We start from the raw sequence: 18,663 nt of genomic DNA, 5'->3' as shown, positions 1-18,663 counted from the left end.
TTCTTATATTGTGGTCTAAAATAGAGGAGTTCTAAAATAAAATGTAAAGAAATATTTTGAATGATAGGCCGTTGCCAAAGGATATTTACATATGGTGGTGATCAAAATAAAAACGCTTGGCTTATATATTTTTGGGTTTGTTCGATTTGTTATAGTAGGTATATCTGTCATTTTGAGTTTATGGTTCTTCGTAGTAGCTGTTTTTGCAGGGATTGCTGCAATAGGAGAAACGAAGGAAGAATGGATGTATGTGTTAACGCAATATCTATATTTTCTTGTATGTGCGTTAGTAATAGGTGTGATGAATGAATTCGAAAGGAAAATAAATAAAGAGGATTATGACATAGGCTCAACTATTTGGTTACTCGATTTATATTTTCTTATATTAATCGCACATTATGAATTACCTAAAAGACTACTAATGAAAATGATGGGAGTACAACAGAAAAAAACAGATCAAAATTGATCTGACCCAACTTTTAAGGCCTGAGTTCTATTTCACTGGACTCAGGTCTTTTTATTTTTCTCATAAGTAGAGGATTGTGTTACTTGTAGTTCCTTTATGAAAACCAGCATTTATGAAAGGGACTACTAGCAACAATAGAAGAATCATTATAGTTGTACCTGCCTATCGGTGCAGATTGATTTTGAATTAAATGAAACCAATTCATTGTATATTCGTAAAAATATATAGAACGTCAGAGAATCGCCATTATCTCAAATTGAATGGAAAGTAGTTTATAAGGATTTGTTTTTATTGTAAGTACAACATATATGGGGGGCTTTACATGAAACATTTTGCAAGGGCAACAGAATGTCCAAAATGTGGTGGAAATGAATTAGGGAGAGGAAAGCAAAGTGGATACGCAGCTATGTACCCGGAAAATAAAATGAGCCTAGGGTCTGAGGTTGAATACATTATTTGTACGGAATGTGGACTTATCATCGAAAGCTATGTGAGAAAGCCAGAGAAATTCAAGGGGACACTTTAGATGTACTAACGTTAAAGCGTGTAAGAATTAAAGATTAGAGCTGTCCCGGGTGCAGTTTTTACTCTTTTTTGACTTGCGTTGTAGCTTAATTCAATAAAGTTTTAAATATGAAAGGTGATAAAATGAAAATTAAGCATTTTAAAGTAACTTTTTTAATAATCTCGATTTTTGTTTTTTGCTACCATATTCTTAATTTATTCTACTTTTGGCCAGATATACCCGAGCGTATCGCAATACACTTTACGAATGATACGCCAGATAACTGGGGTCCCAAATACATCTTGTATATCATGCCTGTTTTAGGTATTTTCATTTGGTTCCTTATTGGTTTAGTTGGTAAAAGACCAGAAAAATTGAACTATGTTAATTTAACTGAAGCAAATAAAGAAATTCAGTTTGCAAGAACTGAAAAAGTATTGATACTGATTCAAAATCTTAGTTTTATATCGTTTCTACTAGCTAATGAAGCAATGCTAAGAAATACAGTCGAAATGGATTCCAGTCTACCTTTTATCCTCTCGCTCACTCTATTGGCTATTTGTTTTATTGCTCCCATTTATCTTTTCATTTGGGCATCAACATTGAAATACTAGTATTTATTATTGAACGATAGGGGTGCGTTGATCATGAAAGATGAATGCACCTCATGCTTGACTATAACAACAAAGTGACTGAAAAAATAACAAATTAATAAGACAGTAGGAGATTCAAATGCTAACGGTTTTACAAGATGAACAATTTGAACAGCTTTATCAATTATTTGAAGAATCTTTCCCGAGTGATGAATATAGGCCTTACGAAACACAACGTGCATTACTTTCTCATCCTCAGTATCAAATTTATGTGTATGAAAAGGATCATGAGGTTGCAGCCTTTTTTGCGACATGGGAAGGACCTCACTACATCTTCTTGGAGCATTTTGCTGTTAAAGAAAATTTTCGCAATGGTGGATTAGGGTCGAAGCTACTCCAAGAATTTCTTACGCAGCAGATAAAACCTATCGTAATTGAAATCGAGCCACCAGAGGGGGAAATCGAAAAAAGACGAGCTAGTTTTTATGAACGCAATGGCTTTCACCTTAGTCAGTGGGGCTATATTCAACCACCACTTGCAAACGGGCAAACCCCTGTTCCGCTTGTATTAATGTCGTACCCAAAGCCATTGCAAGAAGAAGATTATCATTCTTTCAAAAACTGGGTATTTACACATGTCTATTCATAAGATTTTTGTTGTGGATTTGTGACTTCAAAGTGTTTTCCTAAGAAAAGCCTTGAATTAGTTTACTTTGTAAGTTCATACTAATCATCTTCTTAATAGTGGCAATGGTTTTTACGCTCTTCAATAAAAGGGCGTTTTTCTTTTATCAGAGTTTACTTTATGCAATGCAGTTTAATTGAAGTAACATGTTTCACATTTGTTCAACAATCGTGCCATTACTATAAAATATAATAAAGTATCGCCATGAAGATTTACACAGGTGCGTCTATTTAAGAAGGATTTCTGTGCTTTTTTGTTGAAGTAATGGTAGGAAAAGTTATGTGTAATAGGGCAGTGTTGAAGTTGTTTTATTGGGGGGGCTTTGATGGTAGTAAGGAAATCTTTAGGATTTGTTATAACCACTCTAAGTACTGGAGTATTTCTTACCCTTTTTTTTGCGGTACTAGATGGATTTAGTACGTATAATTTTTTTGCTACTCTAGGTGTTCTACTTGTTGGTGCTGCTCCATTTATACTTCTTATTGGCGTACCAGTATCTGTCTTATCTGATTATGTAACTAAAAATGTACATGGCAAACAAAGATGTAAAAAAGCAAGTATGATTCATATTGTTTTTGGTCTCATAATTGGTTTCATCTTATCTTATCCTTTTGAACATGTACTTCTTGTTTTGCTAACTTTATTTGCTGCATTACTATTCTGGATAGTTGATGAATTTTTGAGAAAGAAATTCAAAGATACTAAATAATTTTTTTCTGCAAACGTCATGATTGATTTATTGAAGGTTATTTAACGAACGGGGTAGGTCAATGAAACAGTAGAATTTAAATGGAATGAAGAAAAACATTTAGAATAAATACTAGTTGGGGGGATGTAATTGAATAAAATTCTTTTGCATATAGAAGGTCTTGCGGTCTTTGTTTTAAGTCTGTATTTTTATGGAACCAGTCAATTAAGTTGGCTTTTCTTTTTTGTTTTATTGTTAGCACCAGATATTTCAATGCTTGGTTATTTTATTAATAATAAGATTGGTGCAAGGCTATATAATTTATTTCATACGTATACAATAACGATTATTGTTATCTTCTGGGGTCTATTAGTAGAGAATCAAACGGCTTTCGCAATCGGTTTAATATGGTCGGCCCATATTGGAATGGATAGAATGATTGGATATGGATTAAAATACCCAACGGAATTTAAAGACAATCATCTGAATCGTGTTTAATGTGAGAGATAAAATCCAAATAAACTAGATTTTTTCACTAATGGTGCGTTTGTCCTATAAGGATAACGCTCTTTTTTTGTTGCAGTTCTTAAGTAAACGAAGCAGGTTAATTGAAGATTGATAGGTAAGATTTCTTACTTATACGATACATAGGGCAATTGGTTAGTTTATGACAGTCTTTACACGTAAACAAAAGATTTTTACCTGGATATTTGGTGTCGTGATAGGGTTAGCTATTTTATTAGTTTTTAGACTAGTTTAATATGTTTACGTACACTTAAAAACAACTTTAAAATTAATTAGTAACTTTGATAGTAAATAGGTAGAAACGCAAGATTTTATAAAGATGACTTGAAAATGTTTGTGTTTTATTTATATTTTAGAGTATTATTCATAAAAAAATATCTTTTCTCTTTTAAAACCGAATAATATGTATTATAATTTCATTATCGTTCGATAATATTACATTAATCCCCGTATAATCCCGGTAATATGGTCTGGGAGTTTCTACAGAGTGGCCGTAAATCACTCTACTATGGACGGTCCTTCAGTTAATGGAAACCGTTCAGTTTATGCTGGATGGTTTTTTTCTGTTGTGAGGCAATAGTGCGGGAAAAGGAGAAGAGACATGGAAGACATACTAAAAGATATACTTGCAGCATTCAGTGTGGTCTTGAACGGATTACCTCAGGGTCTACTTGCCCTTTCGTTTGGATTTGCTTCTGTTCCAACTGCGCTCGCATTTATTATAGGTGCGGTTGGTAATAGTTTAACGCACAATGTAGCGGTTGTTTCGTTTCAAGCTGAAACGATTGCGGTAGCAGGAACAATGGGGAAAGATATGCGAGAGCGCCTTTCATCTATTTTCTATGGTGCATTACTATTAGTTGTCATTAGTTTGTTCGGGTTAATGGAGCAAATCGTTGAATGGATTGGTCCAGTCATTACGAATGGAATGATGGCCGGTGTTGGCTTTATGCTTGCAAAGGTCGCGTGGGATATGACAAAGAATGATCGATATGTTGGGGTAACCTCTTTCGCAAGTGCGTTATTGACCTATATCATTACGAAGGATCTAGTGTATACAATCACAATTTCAGTCATTCTTTCAAGTATTGTCTATAACCTTACTAAAAAAGGAAATGAATCTGTAACTAAGAACATAAGTGAAGATAAGTTTAAATTGCAAAAATTTATCATTAACCCAGCTGTTATCCGTGGCGCATTAGCTCTTGTTTGTTTAAATATTGGTGCAAACATTGCGTTTGGGAAAATCAATGGTGAGATTGCTGACCAGGATGTTAATATTGATACCCTCACGATTATTAGTAGTTTAGCAGATATGGCTTCTGCCTTGTTCGGCGGAGGTCCGGTTGAAGTCATTATATCAGCTACAGCTTCGGCTCCTCATGCGGTATGGGCAGGGGTTTTGGCGATGGCTATCATGGCTGGTATTTTATTCTTTAAGCTTTTACCTAAAATCGGAAAATATGTACCAAGTGCCTCCATCGCTGGATTCCTTTTTGTACTAGGGGCAATTGTGACGTTACCTGGGAATGCAACGGCTGCTTTAACGGGTGCAGAACCTGGTTCACCAATCGTTGCTGCAGTTACAATCATCGTTACGGCAATCACTGACCCATTCTTTGGTTTACTAGCTGGAGTCATTATGGAATTTTTACTAGGAATCTTTGGAGTTTAATCGAATAGAGGTGGGATACAATGGAAAGCTATCAATTAACAGTCGCAGGGATTAAAAGGGAATTGCCAATTATACCGATTTCAGATCAATTGAAAATCGCAAGTTTTGTCATTTTAGGAGATACAGAGATTGTTTCTGCTGCTGCTCCATTACTTGCTGAAAAATTAACAGATGTTGATTATTTAGTTACGGCAGAAGCAAAAGGAATTCCATTGGTTCATGAATTGTCCAAGGAATTGAATATGAAAGAATATATAGTCGCTCGTAAAAGTGTGAAGCCCTATATGGAAGAACCTTTAGTCAATCAAGTTGTTTCGATTACCACACAAAAACAGCAATTATTATGTTTGGATGGAAAAGATGCAGAAACCATAAAAGGAAAACGAGTGGCGTTAATTGATGACGTCATTAGTACCGGTGAATCTATGAAAGTCTTAGAAGACTTAGTGATCAAAGCGGGTGGACTTGTTGTTGCCAAAGCTGCTATTTTAGCAGAAGGGGACGCCGCTGAACGGAAGGATATCTTATTTTTAGAGAAATTACCGGTTTTTACAGTTTAAAATTATTAATTAAAAAATAATCTTTTTCAGTTACAAGAACCATATTTATAGATAACCATAAAAGCAGTGGATTTCTACCTTTGAAATCACACTGCTTTTTACTGTTAAGTAGGGTATTATAGGCTAGCGTATTTTGAATACTCTTCTTTTATGATTGTAGTATCGAAAATTTTGGCATGGTCTTTGTACAAAAGTGTAGGTAGTTGGTTCTTTGGTTTTCTCTAGTGATAAATAAGTGATATCATCATAATAGAAGGAGGGCGATGAAAATGGATACCATCATTTTTGATGTCGATGATACGCTTTATGACCAAGCGGAATCTTTTCATAAAACGGTGAGGAAGCTTTTTCAAGAGCCACTGTCAGACGAAGAAATCAATCAATTATATAAAGCTAGTCGTAAATATAGTGAGATTTTGTTTGATCAAAGTGAAGCAGGTGAAATATCTCAATTTGAATGGCAAACAGGACGAATCATGGCTGCGTGTAAGGATTTTAACATTCCTATTGATATAGAAAAAGCGACTATTTTTCATGAAACATATGTGGCCGAACAAAACAACATTACCCTGTTTCCAGAGGTCGAAGAACTACTAACTATCCTTTACAAAGAAGGGAAACAGCTTGGGATTCTTACAAATGGTGAGGAAAAACATCAAGCTATGAAAATAAAACAACTCCGCCTTAGTCGTTGGATTCCGGAAGAGATGACGTTTATTTCAGGTTCAATTGGTCATGCAAAACCGAAAAGAGAAGTATTTGATTTTATTGAACAGAAGCTAAATCTTGATCAAACCAAAACCGTGTATATCGGGGATAATTTTGAAAAAGATATTATCGGAGCAAAACAAGCAGGCTGGCAAGCAATCTGGATGAATCATCGTAAGAAAGATTTACCGACGAATGCTACCTATAAACCAGATAAAGAAGTACATAGTGCCAAGGAGTTATTAGAATTATTTGTGAAAAAAGAGTAGGATATGTACAAAATGTACCAATATGATTCTACGAAAAGTCAATAAGATTTAACACAATTTAATAAAGAAGATATGAAATTCAAATTACATAGTGACTTATAGATAAGTAAGGTCAAAACTAGCATGAGTCTTATAAAAAACAGACTCATGCTTTAGTTTATTTGTATGATTATTTTCTTATCGTTATGGGTGTCGCGTAGACTTAAAGTAGGTTTTTTGGTGTGATAGGGGTTATATTTGTAGCTATTAGCTTAAGATGTAGACTACAATTTATCAATAATAATAAATAATAGGTGATAAGCATGATAAGCTTATTAAACCAAGTTGACAACTGAGGTTTTTCGGGCTTACTATTATACCAAGAAATGGGGGATGAGAAATAGTGGCATTACTTAGAATCTCGTTAATGGATGCATATATGATTGAAACACTTCGCAGTTACGGCATTTCCAACCAAGAAATACTAGCTCAAGTAAAACAAAAGGATGTGCACTCTTGGAAGAATATTAATTCAGATATTGATTTTAATGAATTATTGAAACTAGCAGACTTAAATTTGGATGATTTCCAGTCCATCCTTTTGAGGGGGTATCAGGTGAAATTTGTGACGTTTAACGGAATGAAGAATCTCATAAAACTTCGATTCGGAAAAGTACCTGATATTGATTACGAGTTGGTGGAAAATGGTATCAAAAATCTTAGTTTACAAGAGGAACAGCTACATATTTTAAAACAGATGCTATCACCTAATTGGAAGATAGAAGAAAATTATGACACTATCAATATCCTTTTATCATTGTAGGGCGGTTACGCTTTTATAGAGGATCGTAACAACTCAAAGCTAAAAATAATGCAACATGACCTTCAGATTGTATAGTAATTTGGAGGTCTATTTTGTTAATCAGAGGTATATAAACAATATCAAAGTATCAGTAAAAAAATATTTATGGGTTAAGAGGGAAAATATGAACGAATTTCTGAATCGAATTCGGCAACCAAAAGTAAGTTCTCTAACAAAAAAGTGGTTGTTTTCGACGTTAGTTTTTATCGCTGGAATACTCTTAGGGCTGATTTCCAAGATACTTGATGAAACGGCTAGTAATTTATTACCGTATTTCCTTGAAGTGTTGGATCTCCGGAACTTTTTTTCTCGTATGGGAATTTGGATTTTTCTTGGGGCGTTACTATCCGTTTATAGCAAATCACCTGTCAGGTCAGCTATCAATGTTCTCTTATTTTTTGTAGGAATGGTAGGTAGCTATTATCTTTATACAGTTATCGTAGCTGGTTTTTTCCCAAAATCATATATGATGATTTGGATTATCCTTACCATTCTTTCACCATTTTTGGCTTTTGTCTGTTGGTATTCGAAAGGGAAAGGATTATTAGCTATTTTTCTATCATCTATCATTTTTATGGTGATTTCAAGACAGACTTTTGTTTTTGGATTTTGGTATTTTGATATGATACATCCATTGGAATTTCTACTCTGGGTCGTTACGATTTTTGTTTTATATCAAACGCCAAAACAAATCATCAAGGTGGTGTCCATCGGATTGCTTCTTTTCTTCCTAACGTCTCAAACCTATGTCTTCTGGGGAATGTTATAATCAGATAGTGATAGTAGAAAAGTGGAAAATGAAATTAATGAAATAATAAACTACTGCATTTCCTTTATAGGGGATGCTTTTTTCTTTTTTTTTAGGGGAATGTTATTTACTTACGAGGTGCTTCAAATAATATTCCTTTTTTAAATGGGAATGATATGTAAGATAGGTACAATAATCACGGAGGTAGCTATGATTGAATATGTATTGGTAGCGGGCAGAGCCTTGTTATCTTTTTTACTCTTATTGTTTCTTGCACGAATCCTTGGCAAAAAGCAAATTTCTCATCTTACTTTCTTTGATTATGTGGTGGGAATTGCAATAGGGGATATGGCTAGTACGATTGTAATCGATAAGTCGATTGGTATTTTCAATGGCATTATTGGACTAGTTGTCTTTACCCTCTTGTCATTGTTGATTGGGTATGGTGCCGTTAAATCCTTTACGTTTAGAGAGTTAGTAGAAAGTAGTCCATCAATCCTGGTGAAGGATGGAAAAGTGATGGAGAAAACGCTTTCGAAGCAAAGGATGACATTCGATGATCTATTGAATGGATTACGGATAAAAGGTGCTTTCAACCTTTCAGAGGTTGAACTGGCCATGCTTGAAACCAATGGAGACATTAGTGTATTGAAAAAACCGGAATATCAAGCAATAACTCCGAATGATGTAGGGCTGGCTGTGAACGAAGATCATGGTCCATCTCTCGCTATTATTGATGGTAATGTAATGGAAAAGCATTTGAATTACCTAGGCTATACGAAAGAATGGCTTTTACAAGAGCTTAAGAAACATGGTGCCAATAATATAGAGGATGTTTTTTTGGCTCAGATTAATTCTGATGGTACTGTTTTTGTTGATTTATATAATGATAAGAAAGATGATACAAATAACCAAGAAAAACAAAAGCCAGACCTAGCTATTAAGCTGAGAAAAATCCAAACAGAACTAGAACAAACGGCGTTTCAAACAAAGGATAAAAATGCAAAGAAGATGTATTTTAGCCAATCCATAGAAATGGAAAACATCATAAAGAAATTGAATCCATATCTTAGTGAATAACTTATAAAGACTCCCACAATGCTGTTGTGGGAGTTTTGCTGTTCAAACCATTACATGATTTATTGCTTTTTTCTTATTCCTAAATAGGGTTATCTTAAGGTATCGTAGAGATACAGGAGAGAAAGAAATGGGTGAATGAGAAGATGGAAGAACTAATCGTGTTTGGTGTGTTACTACTAATATTTGGTGTACTTTATAAAAAGGGACTTATTCGTTTCACAATGACTACGTACGGAAAATACAAAATGAAACGGTACGGAGATCATGTAGAAGTTTCATATAAGAAATTTGATGGGCTGGAATATTATTATTTTAATTTGAACAAAGAGCATCGATTCACAATGACATATTCGGTTGTCGTGGAAAGAGGAACAGTAACGATTGAGCTGAGAAGTATGAAAGGAGAATGCTTTTCGAAAAGCTTTACTGCGAGTGAAGAAGGGGAATTCAACTTTGAAGCAGAAAGCAACAAGTATTCAGTTAAGTTGATAGGTGAAGACACAAAGGGTGGTTGTAAGATTACCTTTGTATAAGGTCCTCGTTAAGGGGTAAAAGCTACTTTTTACATCTATTTTAGTCGGTAGTAAAATTTAATATATAAAAAACTTTAAAAGAGTTAAATGTTTTACTGAAAGAAAAAAAGTTACTAAAGCGTTTCTATAGTATTTAGAGACGCATTATTCTTATTCGAGTCATAATGTATAAGGTGGTGATGGGGAATGACTAAAGTTTCAATTCGTCAAATGAATCTAGATGAAGTAAATGAAGTTTCTCAATTTGTTAGAAGAGTTTTTAATGATTTTATAGCCCCAACCTACTCTAATGAAGGTATCTATACCTTTAAGAGAATAAATGAACCCACTTCTATTGAAAAGCGCAATCGAGAAAATCATTTTGTTTTAATAGCCTCCGTGAATAATATCATGGCTGGAGTAACCGAAATTCGTGACTATAATCACATTTCAATGCTATTTGTTGATGGTACATATCAAAAGCGTGGCATTGCAAAGTCCTTACTAACGATTGCTCTTGATAAAATTCGAAAGCAATATCCGAATCAAGAATTTATTACAGTTAATTCCTCACCATATGGGTTTAATGCTTATGAAAAATTAGGATTTGAGAAGACAGATGAAGAACAAAAAGTTCATGGTTTACGATTTATACCTATGAGGAAGTCTTTGTTGTAGTACCGGGGAGCTCTATTTTTTGTAGAAAAGTGGAAGACAAATTCAATTAATCGTATAGTTTTATGTACAGATTCTTTTTTGGTATATTTTTTTGACTGAAGGAACATGCAATTTAGGAGTAATGTCCTAAATATTTCATATGCTTTTATTTTTCGTGAAGATAAAGGTACAATAAGTAGTATATTGCAAAATGAAAAAATAGAATGAGGTATGAAAACATGATTGCAAAAACAGAAGAAGATATGAATGGTTTGAAAGAAATTGGTAAAATTATTGCCTCCATTAGAGCTGAATTGGTACAAAGAACCGTTCCTGGGATAACGACAAAAGAACTTGATGATCTAGCTGGGGAACTTTTTGAAAAAGCAGGTGCCATCTCAGCTCCAAAGGGAATATATGATTTTCCTGGCTATACGTGTATTAGTGTCAATGATGAAGTGGCACATGGTATTCCAGGGGAGCGGGTTATTCAGGAAGGCGATTTAGTAAATATCGATGTTTCTGCATCAAAGAATGGCTATTTCGCAGATACGGGTATCTCATTTGTAGTAGGTAACGGCGAAGAAGTAGTAACGAAAATATGTGACGTCGCGAAAGAGGCATTTGAAGCAGGTCTTACGAAAATAAAGCCGGGTTCCAAAATGAGTAGAATTGGAAAAGCAGTTCATGAAACTGCGAAGCAGCATGGATTGACGGTTATTAAAAACCTTACAGGACATGGTGTTGGACGTAGCATACATGAAGCACCTGATCATATTTTAAATTATTATGATCCATGGGATAACGAAATCTTAAAGGAAGGGATGGTTATCGCATTCGAACCATTCATCTCAACCCTTGAAGAAGAAGTATTTCAAAAAGACGACGGCTGGACGTATGCTACAAAAAATAGCTATGTAGCTCAAATCGAACATACAATTATTGTTAGTAAGAATGGCCCGATTATAGTTACACTTTGATTTTCGTACTGAAGTTTGTGTCGGATGAGGATTATCGAAAGGCTTACATACAGTCGTGAAGCTTGGCAGACTTTATGGTTGGAGTTTTGGAAAATAGCTGTATGATGATTGATACTCACAAAGTCCAAGGCATGTTTATGCTTGTTTGTATCTTGCAAGGACTACGTTTTATTTATAACTAGTTTAACCCTACTCATTGAGAGTAGGGTTTTTAACGTCTACTTTATTTTGAAAACATAGGATTATGCAGGAATTCATGAAATTACATACACTTTCATTATTGAACTTCAGGGTACAGGTTAATGGAACAAGTCTTTTAGTAAATTCCTGTTAATTGGAGAGAATAGGAATACTCATCTTTAAAGGATTGGTTTTATGTATATTTTAGTTAATATTATTTACTTGTTAGCAGCGTTTAAATGGGGGGATTGGAGGAATTGGAAATTTTATTATCCGACAATACTCTTCTTTATCATTGGTGATTTACTATACAACTTTCTCCTCTATAGAAAATCAATGTGGTTGTTTCACGATGTAATCTTACCTAACCATACCATTATTACAATTTTAGCCATGGTCGTTTCGTACTCTGCAACCGTATTAATATACCTAGGGAGGTTCCCTGAGGAATGGAATAAACGATTTTTTTGGTTTTTGTTATGGGGAGGATTATACTTATCTATTGAGTATATAAACAGTAAGCTTGGGTTTATTACATACCATAATGGATGGAATATGTGGTGGTCTGTATTATTTACAGGTATTATTTTCATTATCTTACCGATACATCAAAAAAGACCTCCATTAGCTTGGCTTTTATCAATACTAATAATAGTATCTCTATTAAGTATCTTTGATGTAAAAATAAGTGATATGAAATAAAAATGAAAATTGTCTTTTTGGATTGAGATTATGAAAAAGTGTACGTAAACGAAAGGGTTCGGTGATCCAGCGGGATTAACCGGCTTTTTTTATGCCAACTATATTTCTACTACGAATAAACTACACAAAAGAACAACCTAACATACTTCTACTTTAAAGTTTGAAATAAGAAAAGGTGGGATCTTTTATATGTATAATCAGACAGCATACCCTTTTATGATAAAAATGAATGCCTCGGGTTACTAATTTAAGATGACAAATAAATGTAAAAAATGAGTGTAATTACATTTATGAAAAATATATAATAATCTCATAGGGGGAAATTTATGGAAATAAAAAATCAATATTCTAGACATTATGATTTAGACTGGATAAAGGTAATCGTAATGTTTATCGTGCTCCTTTATCACTGTTCAATGTTCTTTAATTCGTTTGATTGGCACATTAAAAACAATATAAATAACCATACATATATCGAATTTTTTTCTCTTTTAGTGGGAAATTGGATCATGCCGATCTTTTTTGTGATTTCAGGAATGGCTATTTATCACGCACTAAAAAGAAGAGATGCTCAACGTTTTATAAAAGAAAGACTTTTACGACTTGGAATACCGTTACTTCTTGGAATATTTCTATTGTCACCCCCTCAAGTGTATATTGAAAGAATAACGAATAATCAATTTAATGGGTCATTCCTGCAATTCTTTCCTCATTACTTTGACGGACTTTACTTGGAAATGGGTGGTATGGGTAACTTTGCATTTTTTGGACATCATCTTTGGTATCTATTAATGTTATTGCTTTTTTCTATCGTTACATTACCTTTGTTTCTAAAGACTAGAGAAAGTGTGAACGGGAAAGATTTTACTATTCTTCATTATGTATTGATTCCTATCCCCCTTGCAATCGCAGTTTTAACTGTCAATAGTATCGTAAATTTAGCTAGTTGGGGAATCATTTTTTATTTTCTATTGTTTATTTTTGGGTTTTACTTTTTTACCAGAGAATCGTTAAGGGAGTTTGTGCGTAAAATAGGCGTACTAGCCGGTATTCTAGGTATACTTAGTACAGCAACATATTTATTCTGGGTTATGTTCTATGGTTTTCCGATGACTGTATCCATCAGTTGGGCTATATTCATGATTATACGTGTCTCTTTGGTATGGAACTTGCTATTCTTTATCCTGTACCTAGGCGACAAATATTTGAACTTTTCCAATAAAGCATTAACATATACGAGTGAAGCATCTATGCCGTTTTATATTCTTCATTATAAATGTCAATGATAAAATGTACATTTTCGCTCGTTTAAGGATGTACAATTTTGCTTCTCAACTATTTTTATGAATCCTCCCCAAGCAGTCGTTAATCAGGATAGGGGAGGATTTATTAATTCAAAAAATCTCTAGTTTACCTTCTAAACGTTCTTTCTCCTTTTTTAATAATGATAATTCACATTTCAGTTCGTTTATTTCATCTAATAATCTTGCGATTTTCGTCTTATCATCTATTCCATTCTCACATGCTGTACCTTTCCATCTGCACCATTCATTAAAATCGTAAAGATCATCCTCAGACACTTGAAAATTAAATATTTTGGTATCGGGAGTAGTTTCTAGCCATTCCTCAACCAACCTCTCATCACATTTTAATCCGTATGAGCGAAAGAACTTTATAGTTTCTGTTAACACCAATGCATTCATTTCATCGATCTCCTTGTTTGCTGTTTTCTTTATCGAAATGGTTTTTTAGACGGTATGAATCTCCGATAATATTCACCACTGTTGCGTGATGGAGGACACGATCTAAAATCGCATTGGCTATTTTGGGGTCTTGAAATATCTCACCCCAGGTTTTAAAACTAGCGTTCGTTGTTAAAATGGTACTTTTCTGCTCATACCGCAAGTCAATCAACTGAAAAAACAACTTGGCATCTTCTGCATCAATAGGCAAATAACCAATCTCATCGATGATAAGCAGCTTATATTTCGCATAATGTTTAAGTCTATTTTCCAGGCGGTTTTCAAGTTTTGCTCTTTTTAGATTCATGATTAAATCATTACACTTTATAAAATACGTACTCGTCCTTTTCTTGGCAGCTGCTATTCCAATAGAGGTCGCCAAATGGGTTTTCCCAACTCCACTTGTGCCTAAGAAAACGATGTTTTCTTTTTGCTCAATAAACCGTAAGGTGGAGAAATCCAATATCTGCTGTTTATTAATTGAAGGCTGAAAATCAAAATCAAAGTCTTTAATTTCTTTGAAATGTGGAAAGGCACCTACCTTTACCATTGATTTCACCATGTTTATTTCTTTCATATCAATTTCATAGTCCGTAAGTTTGAGTAGTGTATCCGTAAATGACAATTGATTTTTAGTCATAAAATCAATTGTGTCATCAAGATGAGCTATCATTTGTTTCAACTTTAAATACTCTAAATTTTGTACTAGCTTGCTATAACTACTATTCATTTTTATACACCTCATTAATCGCCTCTAAATTTTTCCTTGCTAGCTCCTCAATATTGGTCGAAGAAGGAAGCCCTCTAGCCAATGCATCAACATAATGTTCAGGTTTGTAATTAAGTTTTTGATGGCTAATAGGGTGTTGGACAATTAAATCCGTGTTATAATAAACAAAGATATGGTTATCATATACTTGTAAACTAAGAGTTTTTCCTATGTATCCAGGTGGGACTGAATACTGATTGGACTTGAAAGTGATCATATTTGATGTATTCACTTTCGCAGGTATATGGTCAATTTTATAGAAATCTCTTATTCTCTTTTGTGGTAATTGGGATAAGAGGTTTCTTTCTTTTTTTAGTGCTAATATTGGTATTTTTCCTGTACCCTGGTGGTAACTATTATTTATACGATTACATAACTTTTGTATAAATTGATGTAGTTCTTCATAATCAAATTTTCCTTGATAAGCATGAATTTCATCAAGAAATTTCATTGGGGCTTCCACTTTTGCTTTGGTTCTTGGTCTTCCAGCTATACAAGGCCTTACTTCAAATCCCATATCCTTTGAGAATTGATAAAACCGTTCATTCACTTTTCCTTTTTGATACTCTGTTCGTGCTTCATCCATGACCGTCTTCATGTTATCCGTTACAATCGTTTTTGGAACACCCCCAAATACCTCAAAACTTTCCGTAATAAATGACAGTAACACACTTTGTGATTTTGAGATTGATAGATTAAATGTTCGAAACCTTGAATGGGCGAGTAAAAGTACACAAACATTTATATACAAAATCTCCCCATCTTTAGTGATGTATCGAATATTTTCCTTCCAATCCAACTGGGCTTGTTCACCTGGTGGAGTTTCAAATCGAATTACTTCGCTGTTGGAACTCTTTCGATTTCCTGAATCAAAATAACTTTGGAATTCAGGTATGCTTGATATGTACGCTCGAAATGTGGATTGACCACACATTAATCCATGATTATCCTGTAGGTATTGCCATAAAACTCGTTTATAATAAAATACTTGTTTTGACTCCTCCGAAAGAAGTAGCTTTATAATTTCATAATAATCATCAATCTTTGATGACCTATCTCGATTCTTTTTAGGCAGATAACCATTAAGATATTTTTCAATCGTCCTCCGATCAACTCCCATATCTCGAGCTAATTTACTCTTATTAACTTTCATGTTTAAGCTCTCCATTAACATTTTTAATTTCGGTAAATCTAATAGACTATTAATTTCTATGTCAGTATTAATATTTATCTGCATATGCATGATATTCCCCTCCAAGAATATTATGCAGATAATTCGTCAAAAGTGTACATATTTAAACAATCACTTTTGTACATTCTTAGGTTAGCATTTATACTTCATCAACTGATCATCATTCTGTTAGGATTTTTCATCTATAACTTAGGATGGTTAGTACCTGTAAAATTACTTTATTTAGTACTAGTATCATTTACGATCATTATGTGTTTGTACCACTTTATTATCCGTCGAGTTAACATTCTACGTGTACTTTTCGGTTTAAAAGAAATGAGAAAGGAAACCATAGGTCAAGAAACTGTGGAGGTTCGTAAATAGTAATAGTAGTTATGTAGTAGAAATTTAGACAGCATGTAGTTGCTGTCTTTTTGTAGGTCAAGTAAAAGTAATATAAAGGGGGGAATAGATTGAAAAAAATAGTATTATTTTTTTCTTTACTGGGTGTTCTGTTACTGACTTCAGGCTGTTTGAGCGAAGTGAATGGGCAAAAAATAACTGTACAGAAACGATCGGGAGAAGAAAACATTTTTGAAGACTTTAAGGAAGTCACTCAAAAAAAGCAGGTAAAAAAAGCGATTGATATAGTGGAAAGAGCTAACTGGGAACATGCAAAAGTAGAAATGGCAGGGTATGCTGACTACCAATTTCAATTTACACCAAAGAATGGCAATGGTAGTGAAGCTAAAATTGCCTCCTATTTACTATGGATTAGCCCAAATGGTGAAAATGTAGAGTTAGTTATGGATAGCGGTAGATATGTGAAATTAATAGAGCAAGATTCAGGAGAGCTATATGAAATTTTAACAGGAGAAGCATTAATGAGATAATTCCATATCTATATTATTAACTATCAAAAGATATAAGTATCTTACGTTGGGGAGAGTGTCTTCAAAATTGATTAAAGCTGTTTTATTTGATTTAGATGGAACTTTATTAAATAGAGATGAGTCAGTAAAAGTGTTTATTGAGAGGCAATATGACAGGTTATCTAAAGCAGTAGGTCATATTCCGAAAGAGAAGTATGTATCAAGATTTATAGAATTAGATAACCGAGGGTATGTTTGGAAAGATAAAGTATATCAGCAATTAGTTGATGAATTTACTATTGCTGATATAACATGGGAAAAATTACTCCAAGATTATATTCGTGAATTTAAGTATAACTGTGTTCCTTTTCCAAATCTGATTGGGATGTTGGAAGAATTGAAAAGTAACCAGTTTGTTTTAGGAATGATAACAAACGGGTATGGACAGTTTCAGATGGATAATATTATAGCTTTGGGCATAGATAAATATTTTGATACGATTTTAGTATCTGAATGGGAAGGAATGAAAAAGCCAGATCCTCAAATATTTATCAGAGCATTAGAGAAACTTGCGATTTTACCTAATGAAAGTATATTTATGGGAGACCATCCTGTGAATGATGTAAAAGCTGCTCAAAATGTAGGAATGAAAGGTATTTGGAAACGAGATTTTCAGTGGGACAATGTTGAAGCATTATCACCATAAATACGCACCAATTTATATTGTACATAATTAAATATCATTATTGCTGATTTGGAGCCACACGGCTCTTTTTTATGTGAAATAACTTGTACATAATTATTCGCATTGATAATATAGAATTATAATATATCTGAATATTTTCACATGATTCTTTGTTGTACATATTTACTGGTTTAGGGGGGGGAATGGTAATAGTGATTTAACCGTGCTAGGAAATCTCCACTCAAATCACGGTCGCTAACCCTCCCGTGTCTCTCCGGATTGTAATCCATACATTCCTTCGTCCTGCGTATCCATGAGGGTTGGATATGCTCCTTTCCTGGGTCACATGCCCGTATGGTATAAATAAGCTCCAACTCTGCACTAATTTTACGAATATTTAATTGCAAGTTAATATTGATGAAACTGGGGGGTATAAACGAGTATTCTTCGAGGGAGAATTAATACACAAATTATTAAGGAAAATTATGATGATGTATTGCGAGTGGCCCATTCTATTCGTGAAGGTAATCACCGGTTCACTTATCATGGGGAAATTAGGGTCTTACGCAAGGCAAAATAAATTAGCGACTGCATTACGTGAAATGGGAAGAATCGAAAAAACCATATTTATTCTGGACTACATTTCAAATAAAGCCTTGCGACGGCGTGTTCAGCGTGGTTTGAATAAAGGAGAAGCCATGAACGGACTGGCTCGGGCATTGTTTTTTGGAAAACGTGGGGAATTACGGGAACGTGGATTGCAAGATCAACTTCAACGCGCTAGTGCCTTAGATATTTTGATTAATGCAATTAGTGTATGGAATACAGTTTATTTAACAGAAGCCATTAAAGTTTTAAACGAAAATGAGTTGCATCATGAGGAATTAATTCAACATATTTCACCATTAGCATGGGAACATATTAATTTCTTAGGGGAGTACAAATTTAATCTAAAGCAGAACACTAATTTACGGTCTCTTCGATAAGGTATTTAAAGCCGATTCCTCTTAGAGTAAGGAAAATCGGCTTTTTTCATGTCGATTTTTGCTT

Annotated in this window: 22 protein-coding genes, 1 pseudogene and 1 riboswitch; of the genes and pseudogenes, 20 read left to right on the top strand and 3 right to left on the bottom strand. The window is 34.0% G+C overall.

Annotated elements, in window-relative coordinates; genetic code table 11:
- Nucleotides 1-91 precede the first annotated feature (91 nt).
- From ACWNMY_RS00520 to ACWNMY_RS00440, 17 genes are all read left to right on the top strand, one after another.
- Entirely contained in the window at nucleotides 92-466 is a 375-nt protein-coding gene (locus tag ACWNMY_RS00520) for a hypothetical protein (protein ID WP_449536335.1), read from the top strand.
- 322 nt (nucleotides 467-788) lie between these two features.
- Entirely contained in the window at nucleotides 789-992 is a 204-nt protein-coding gene (locus ACWNMY_RS00515) for a transcription initiation factor TFIIIB (protein WP_449536334.1), read from the top strand.
- A 122-nt stretch (nucleotides 993-1,114) separates the two neighbouring features.
- Nucleotides 1,115-1,585, top strand: coding sequence for a DUF1648 domain-containing protein (locus ACWNMY_RS00510; protein ID WP_449536333.1), 471 nt, complete (start codon nucleotides 1,115-1,117; stop codon nucleotides 1,583-1,585).
- Between the two features lie 118 nt (nucleotides 1,586-1,703).
- Entirely contained in the window at nucleotides 1,704-2,213 is a 510-nt protein-coding gene (locus tag ACWNMY_RS00505; protein ID WP_449536332.1) for a GNAT family N-acetyltransferase, read from the top strand.
- A gap of 361 nt (nucleotides 2,214-2,574) precedes the next feature.
- On the top strand, nucleotides 2,575-2,958 hold the full coding sequence (locus ACWNMY_RS00500) for a hypothetical protein (RefSeq protein ID WP_449536331.1): 384 nt from the start codon (nucleotides 2,575-2,577) through the stop codon (nucleotides 2,956-2,958).
- A 129-nt stretch (nucleotides 2,959-3,087) separates the two neighbouring features.
- On the top strand, nucleotides 3,088-3,435 hold the full coding sequence (locus ACWNMY_RS00495; protein ID WP_449536330.1) for a DUF4260 domain-containing protein: 348 nt from the start codon (nucleotides 3,088-3,090) through the stop codon (nucleotides 3,433-3,435).
- 454 nt (nucleotides 3,436-3,889) lie between these two features.
- Nucleotides 3,890-3,991, top strand: a riboswitch (purine riboswitch).
- 72 nt (nucleotides 3,992-4,063) lie between these two features.
- Nucleotides 4,064-5,137: an NCS2 family permease gene (locus tag ACWNMY_RS00490; RefSeq protein ID WP_449536329.1), complete on the top strand. Its 1,074-nt coding sequence runs from the start codon at nucleotides 4,064-4,066 to the stop codon at nucleotides 5,135-5,137.
- 20 nt (nucleotides 5,138-5,157) lie between these two features.
- Nucleotides 5,158-5,697, top strand: coding sequence for a phosphoribosyltransferase family protein (locus ACWNMY_RS00485; protein WP_449536328.1), 540 nt, complete (start codon nucleotides 5,158-5,160; stop codon nucleotides 5,695-5,697).
- Nucleotides 5,698-5,966: 269 nt separating this feature from the next.
- A complete protein-coding gene (locus tag ACWNMY_RS00480) occupies nucleotides 5,967-6,674 on the top strand; it encodes an HAD family hydrolase (RefSeq protein ID WP_449536327.1) in 708 nt (235 codons plus the stop codon).
- Between the two features lie 382 nt (nucleotides 6,675-7,056).
- Entirely contained in the window at nucleotides 7,057-7,476 is a 420-nt protein-coding gene (locus ACWNMY_RS00475; protein ID WP_449536326.1) for a hypothetical protein, read from the top strand.
- Between the two features lie 163 nt (nucleotides 7,477-7,639).
- The gene (locus ACWNMY_RS00470) at nucleotides 7,640-8,284 is read left to right on the top strand and encodes a hypothetical protein (protein ID WP_449536325.1); all 645 of its coding nucleotides are present in this window, start codon (nucleotides 7,640-7,642) and stop codon (nucleotides 8,282-8,284) included.
- 189 nt (nucleotides 8,285-8,473) lie between these two features.
- On the top strand, nucleotides 8,474-9,343 hold the full coding sequence (locus ACWNMY_RS00465) for a DUF421 domain-containing protein (protein ID WP_449536324.1): 870 nt from the start codon (nucleotides 8,474-8,476) through the stop codon (nucleotides 9,341-9,343).
- Between the two features lie 131 nt (nucleotides 9,344-9,474).
- Nucleotides 9,475-9,876 (top strand): hypothetical protein, encoded by a 402-nt coding sequence (locus ACWNMY_RS00460; protein WP_449536323.1) that lies wholly within the window; start codon nucleotides 9,475-9,477, stop codon nucleotides 9,874-9,876.
- A gap of 186 nt (nucleotides 9,877-10,062) precedes the next feature.
- Entirely contained in the window at nucleotides 10,063-10,533 is a 471-nt protein-coding gene (locus ACWNMY_RS00455) for a GNAT family N-acetyltransferase (protein WP_449536322.1), read from the top strand.
- Between the two features lie 218 nt (nucleotides 10,534-10,751).
- Nucleotides 10,752-11,492, top strand: coding sequence for a type I methionyl aminopeptidase (gene map, locus ACWNMY_RS00450; RefSeq protein ID WP_449536321.1), 741 nt, complete (start codon nucleotides 10,752-10,754; stop codon nucleotides 11,490-11,492).
- A gap of 375 nt (nucleotides 11,493-11,867) precedes the next feature.
- A complete protein-coding gene (locus ACWNMY_RS00445; protein ID WP_449536320.1) occupies nucleotides 11,868-12,374 on the top strand; it encodes a CBO0543 family protein in 507 nt (168 codons plus the stop codon).
- Nucleotides 12,375-12,700: 326 nt separating this feature from the next.
- A complete protein-coding gene (locus tag ACWNMY_RS00440; RefSeq protein WP_449536319.1) occupies nucleotides 12,701-13,660 on the top strand; it encodes an acyltransferase family protein in 960 nt (319 codons plus the stop codon).
- Nucleotides 13,661-13,768: 108 nt separating this feature from the next.
- Here the strand turns inward: ACWNMY_RS00440 and ACWNMY_RS00435 are convergent, their stop codons facing one another.
- Genes ACWNMY_RS00435 through istA form a run of 3 tightly spaced genes read right to left on the bottom strand, consistent with a single transcriptional unit; the run spans nucleotide 13,769 to nucleotide 16,128 of the window.
- Nucleotides 13,769-14,077, bottom strand: a complete 309-nt coding sequence (locus tag ACWNMY_RS00435) for a hypothetical protein (protein WP_449536318.1) — start codon at nucleotides 14,075-14,077, stop codon at nucleotides 13,769-13,771.
- A gap of 1 nt (nucleotide 14,078) precedes the next feature.
- Nucleotides 14,079-14,846: an IS21-like element helper ATPase IstB gene (gene istB, locus ACWNMY_RS00430; RefSeq protein ID WP_440274940.1), complete on the bottom strand. Its 768-nt coding sequence runs from the start codon at nucleotides 14,844-14,846 to the stop codon at nucleotides 14,079-14,081.
- Nucleotides 14,839-16,128: an IS21 family transposase gene (gene istA, locus ACWNMY_RS00425; RefSeq protein ID WP_449536317.1), complete on the bottom strand. Its 1,290-nt coding sequence runs from the start codon at nucleotides 16,126-16,128 to the stop codon at nucleotides 14,839-14,841. The genes istB and istA overlap by 8 nt, the downstream gene beginning before the upstream one ends.
- Nucleotides 16,129-16,529: 401 nt before the next feature.
- Between istA and ACWNMY_RS00420 the strand changes: the two genes are divergently transcribed.
- The 3 genes and pseudogenes from ACWNMY_RS00420 to ACWNMY_RS00410 all read left to right on the top strand — a co-directional run.
- Nucleotides 16,530-16,949, top strand: coding sequence for a hypothetical protein (locus tag ACWNMY_RS00420; RefSeq protein ID WP_449536316.1), 420 nt, complete (start codon nucleotides 16,530-16,532; stop codon nucleotides 16,947-16,949).
- A gap of 67 nt (nucleotides 16,950-17,016) precedes the next feature.
- A complete protein-coding gene (locus ACWNMY_RS00415) occupies nucleotides 17,017-17,634 on the top strand; it encodes an HAD family hydrolase (protein WP_449536315.1) in 618 nt (205 codons plus the stop codon).
- A 421-nt stretch (nucleotides 17,635-18,055) separates the two neighbouring features.
- Nucleotides 18,056-18,599, top strand: a pseudogene (locus ACWNMY_RS00410) (Tn3 family transposase); the annotation flags it as partial.
- Between the last annotated feature and the right edge of the window lie 64 nt (nucleotides 18,600-18,663).

It is taken from the genome of Ferdinandcohnia sp. Marseille-Q9671 (assembly GCF_976954385.1).
The sequence above is the reverse complement of the archived record's forward strand: the minus strand, read 5'-3'. Positions and strand labels throughout refer to the sequence as shown.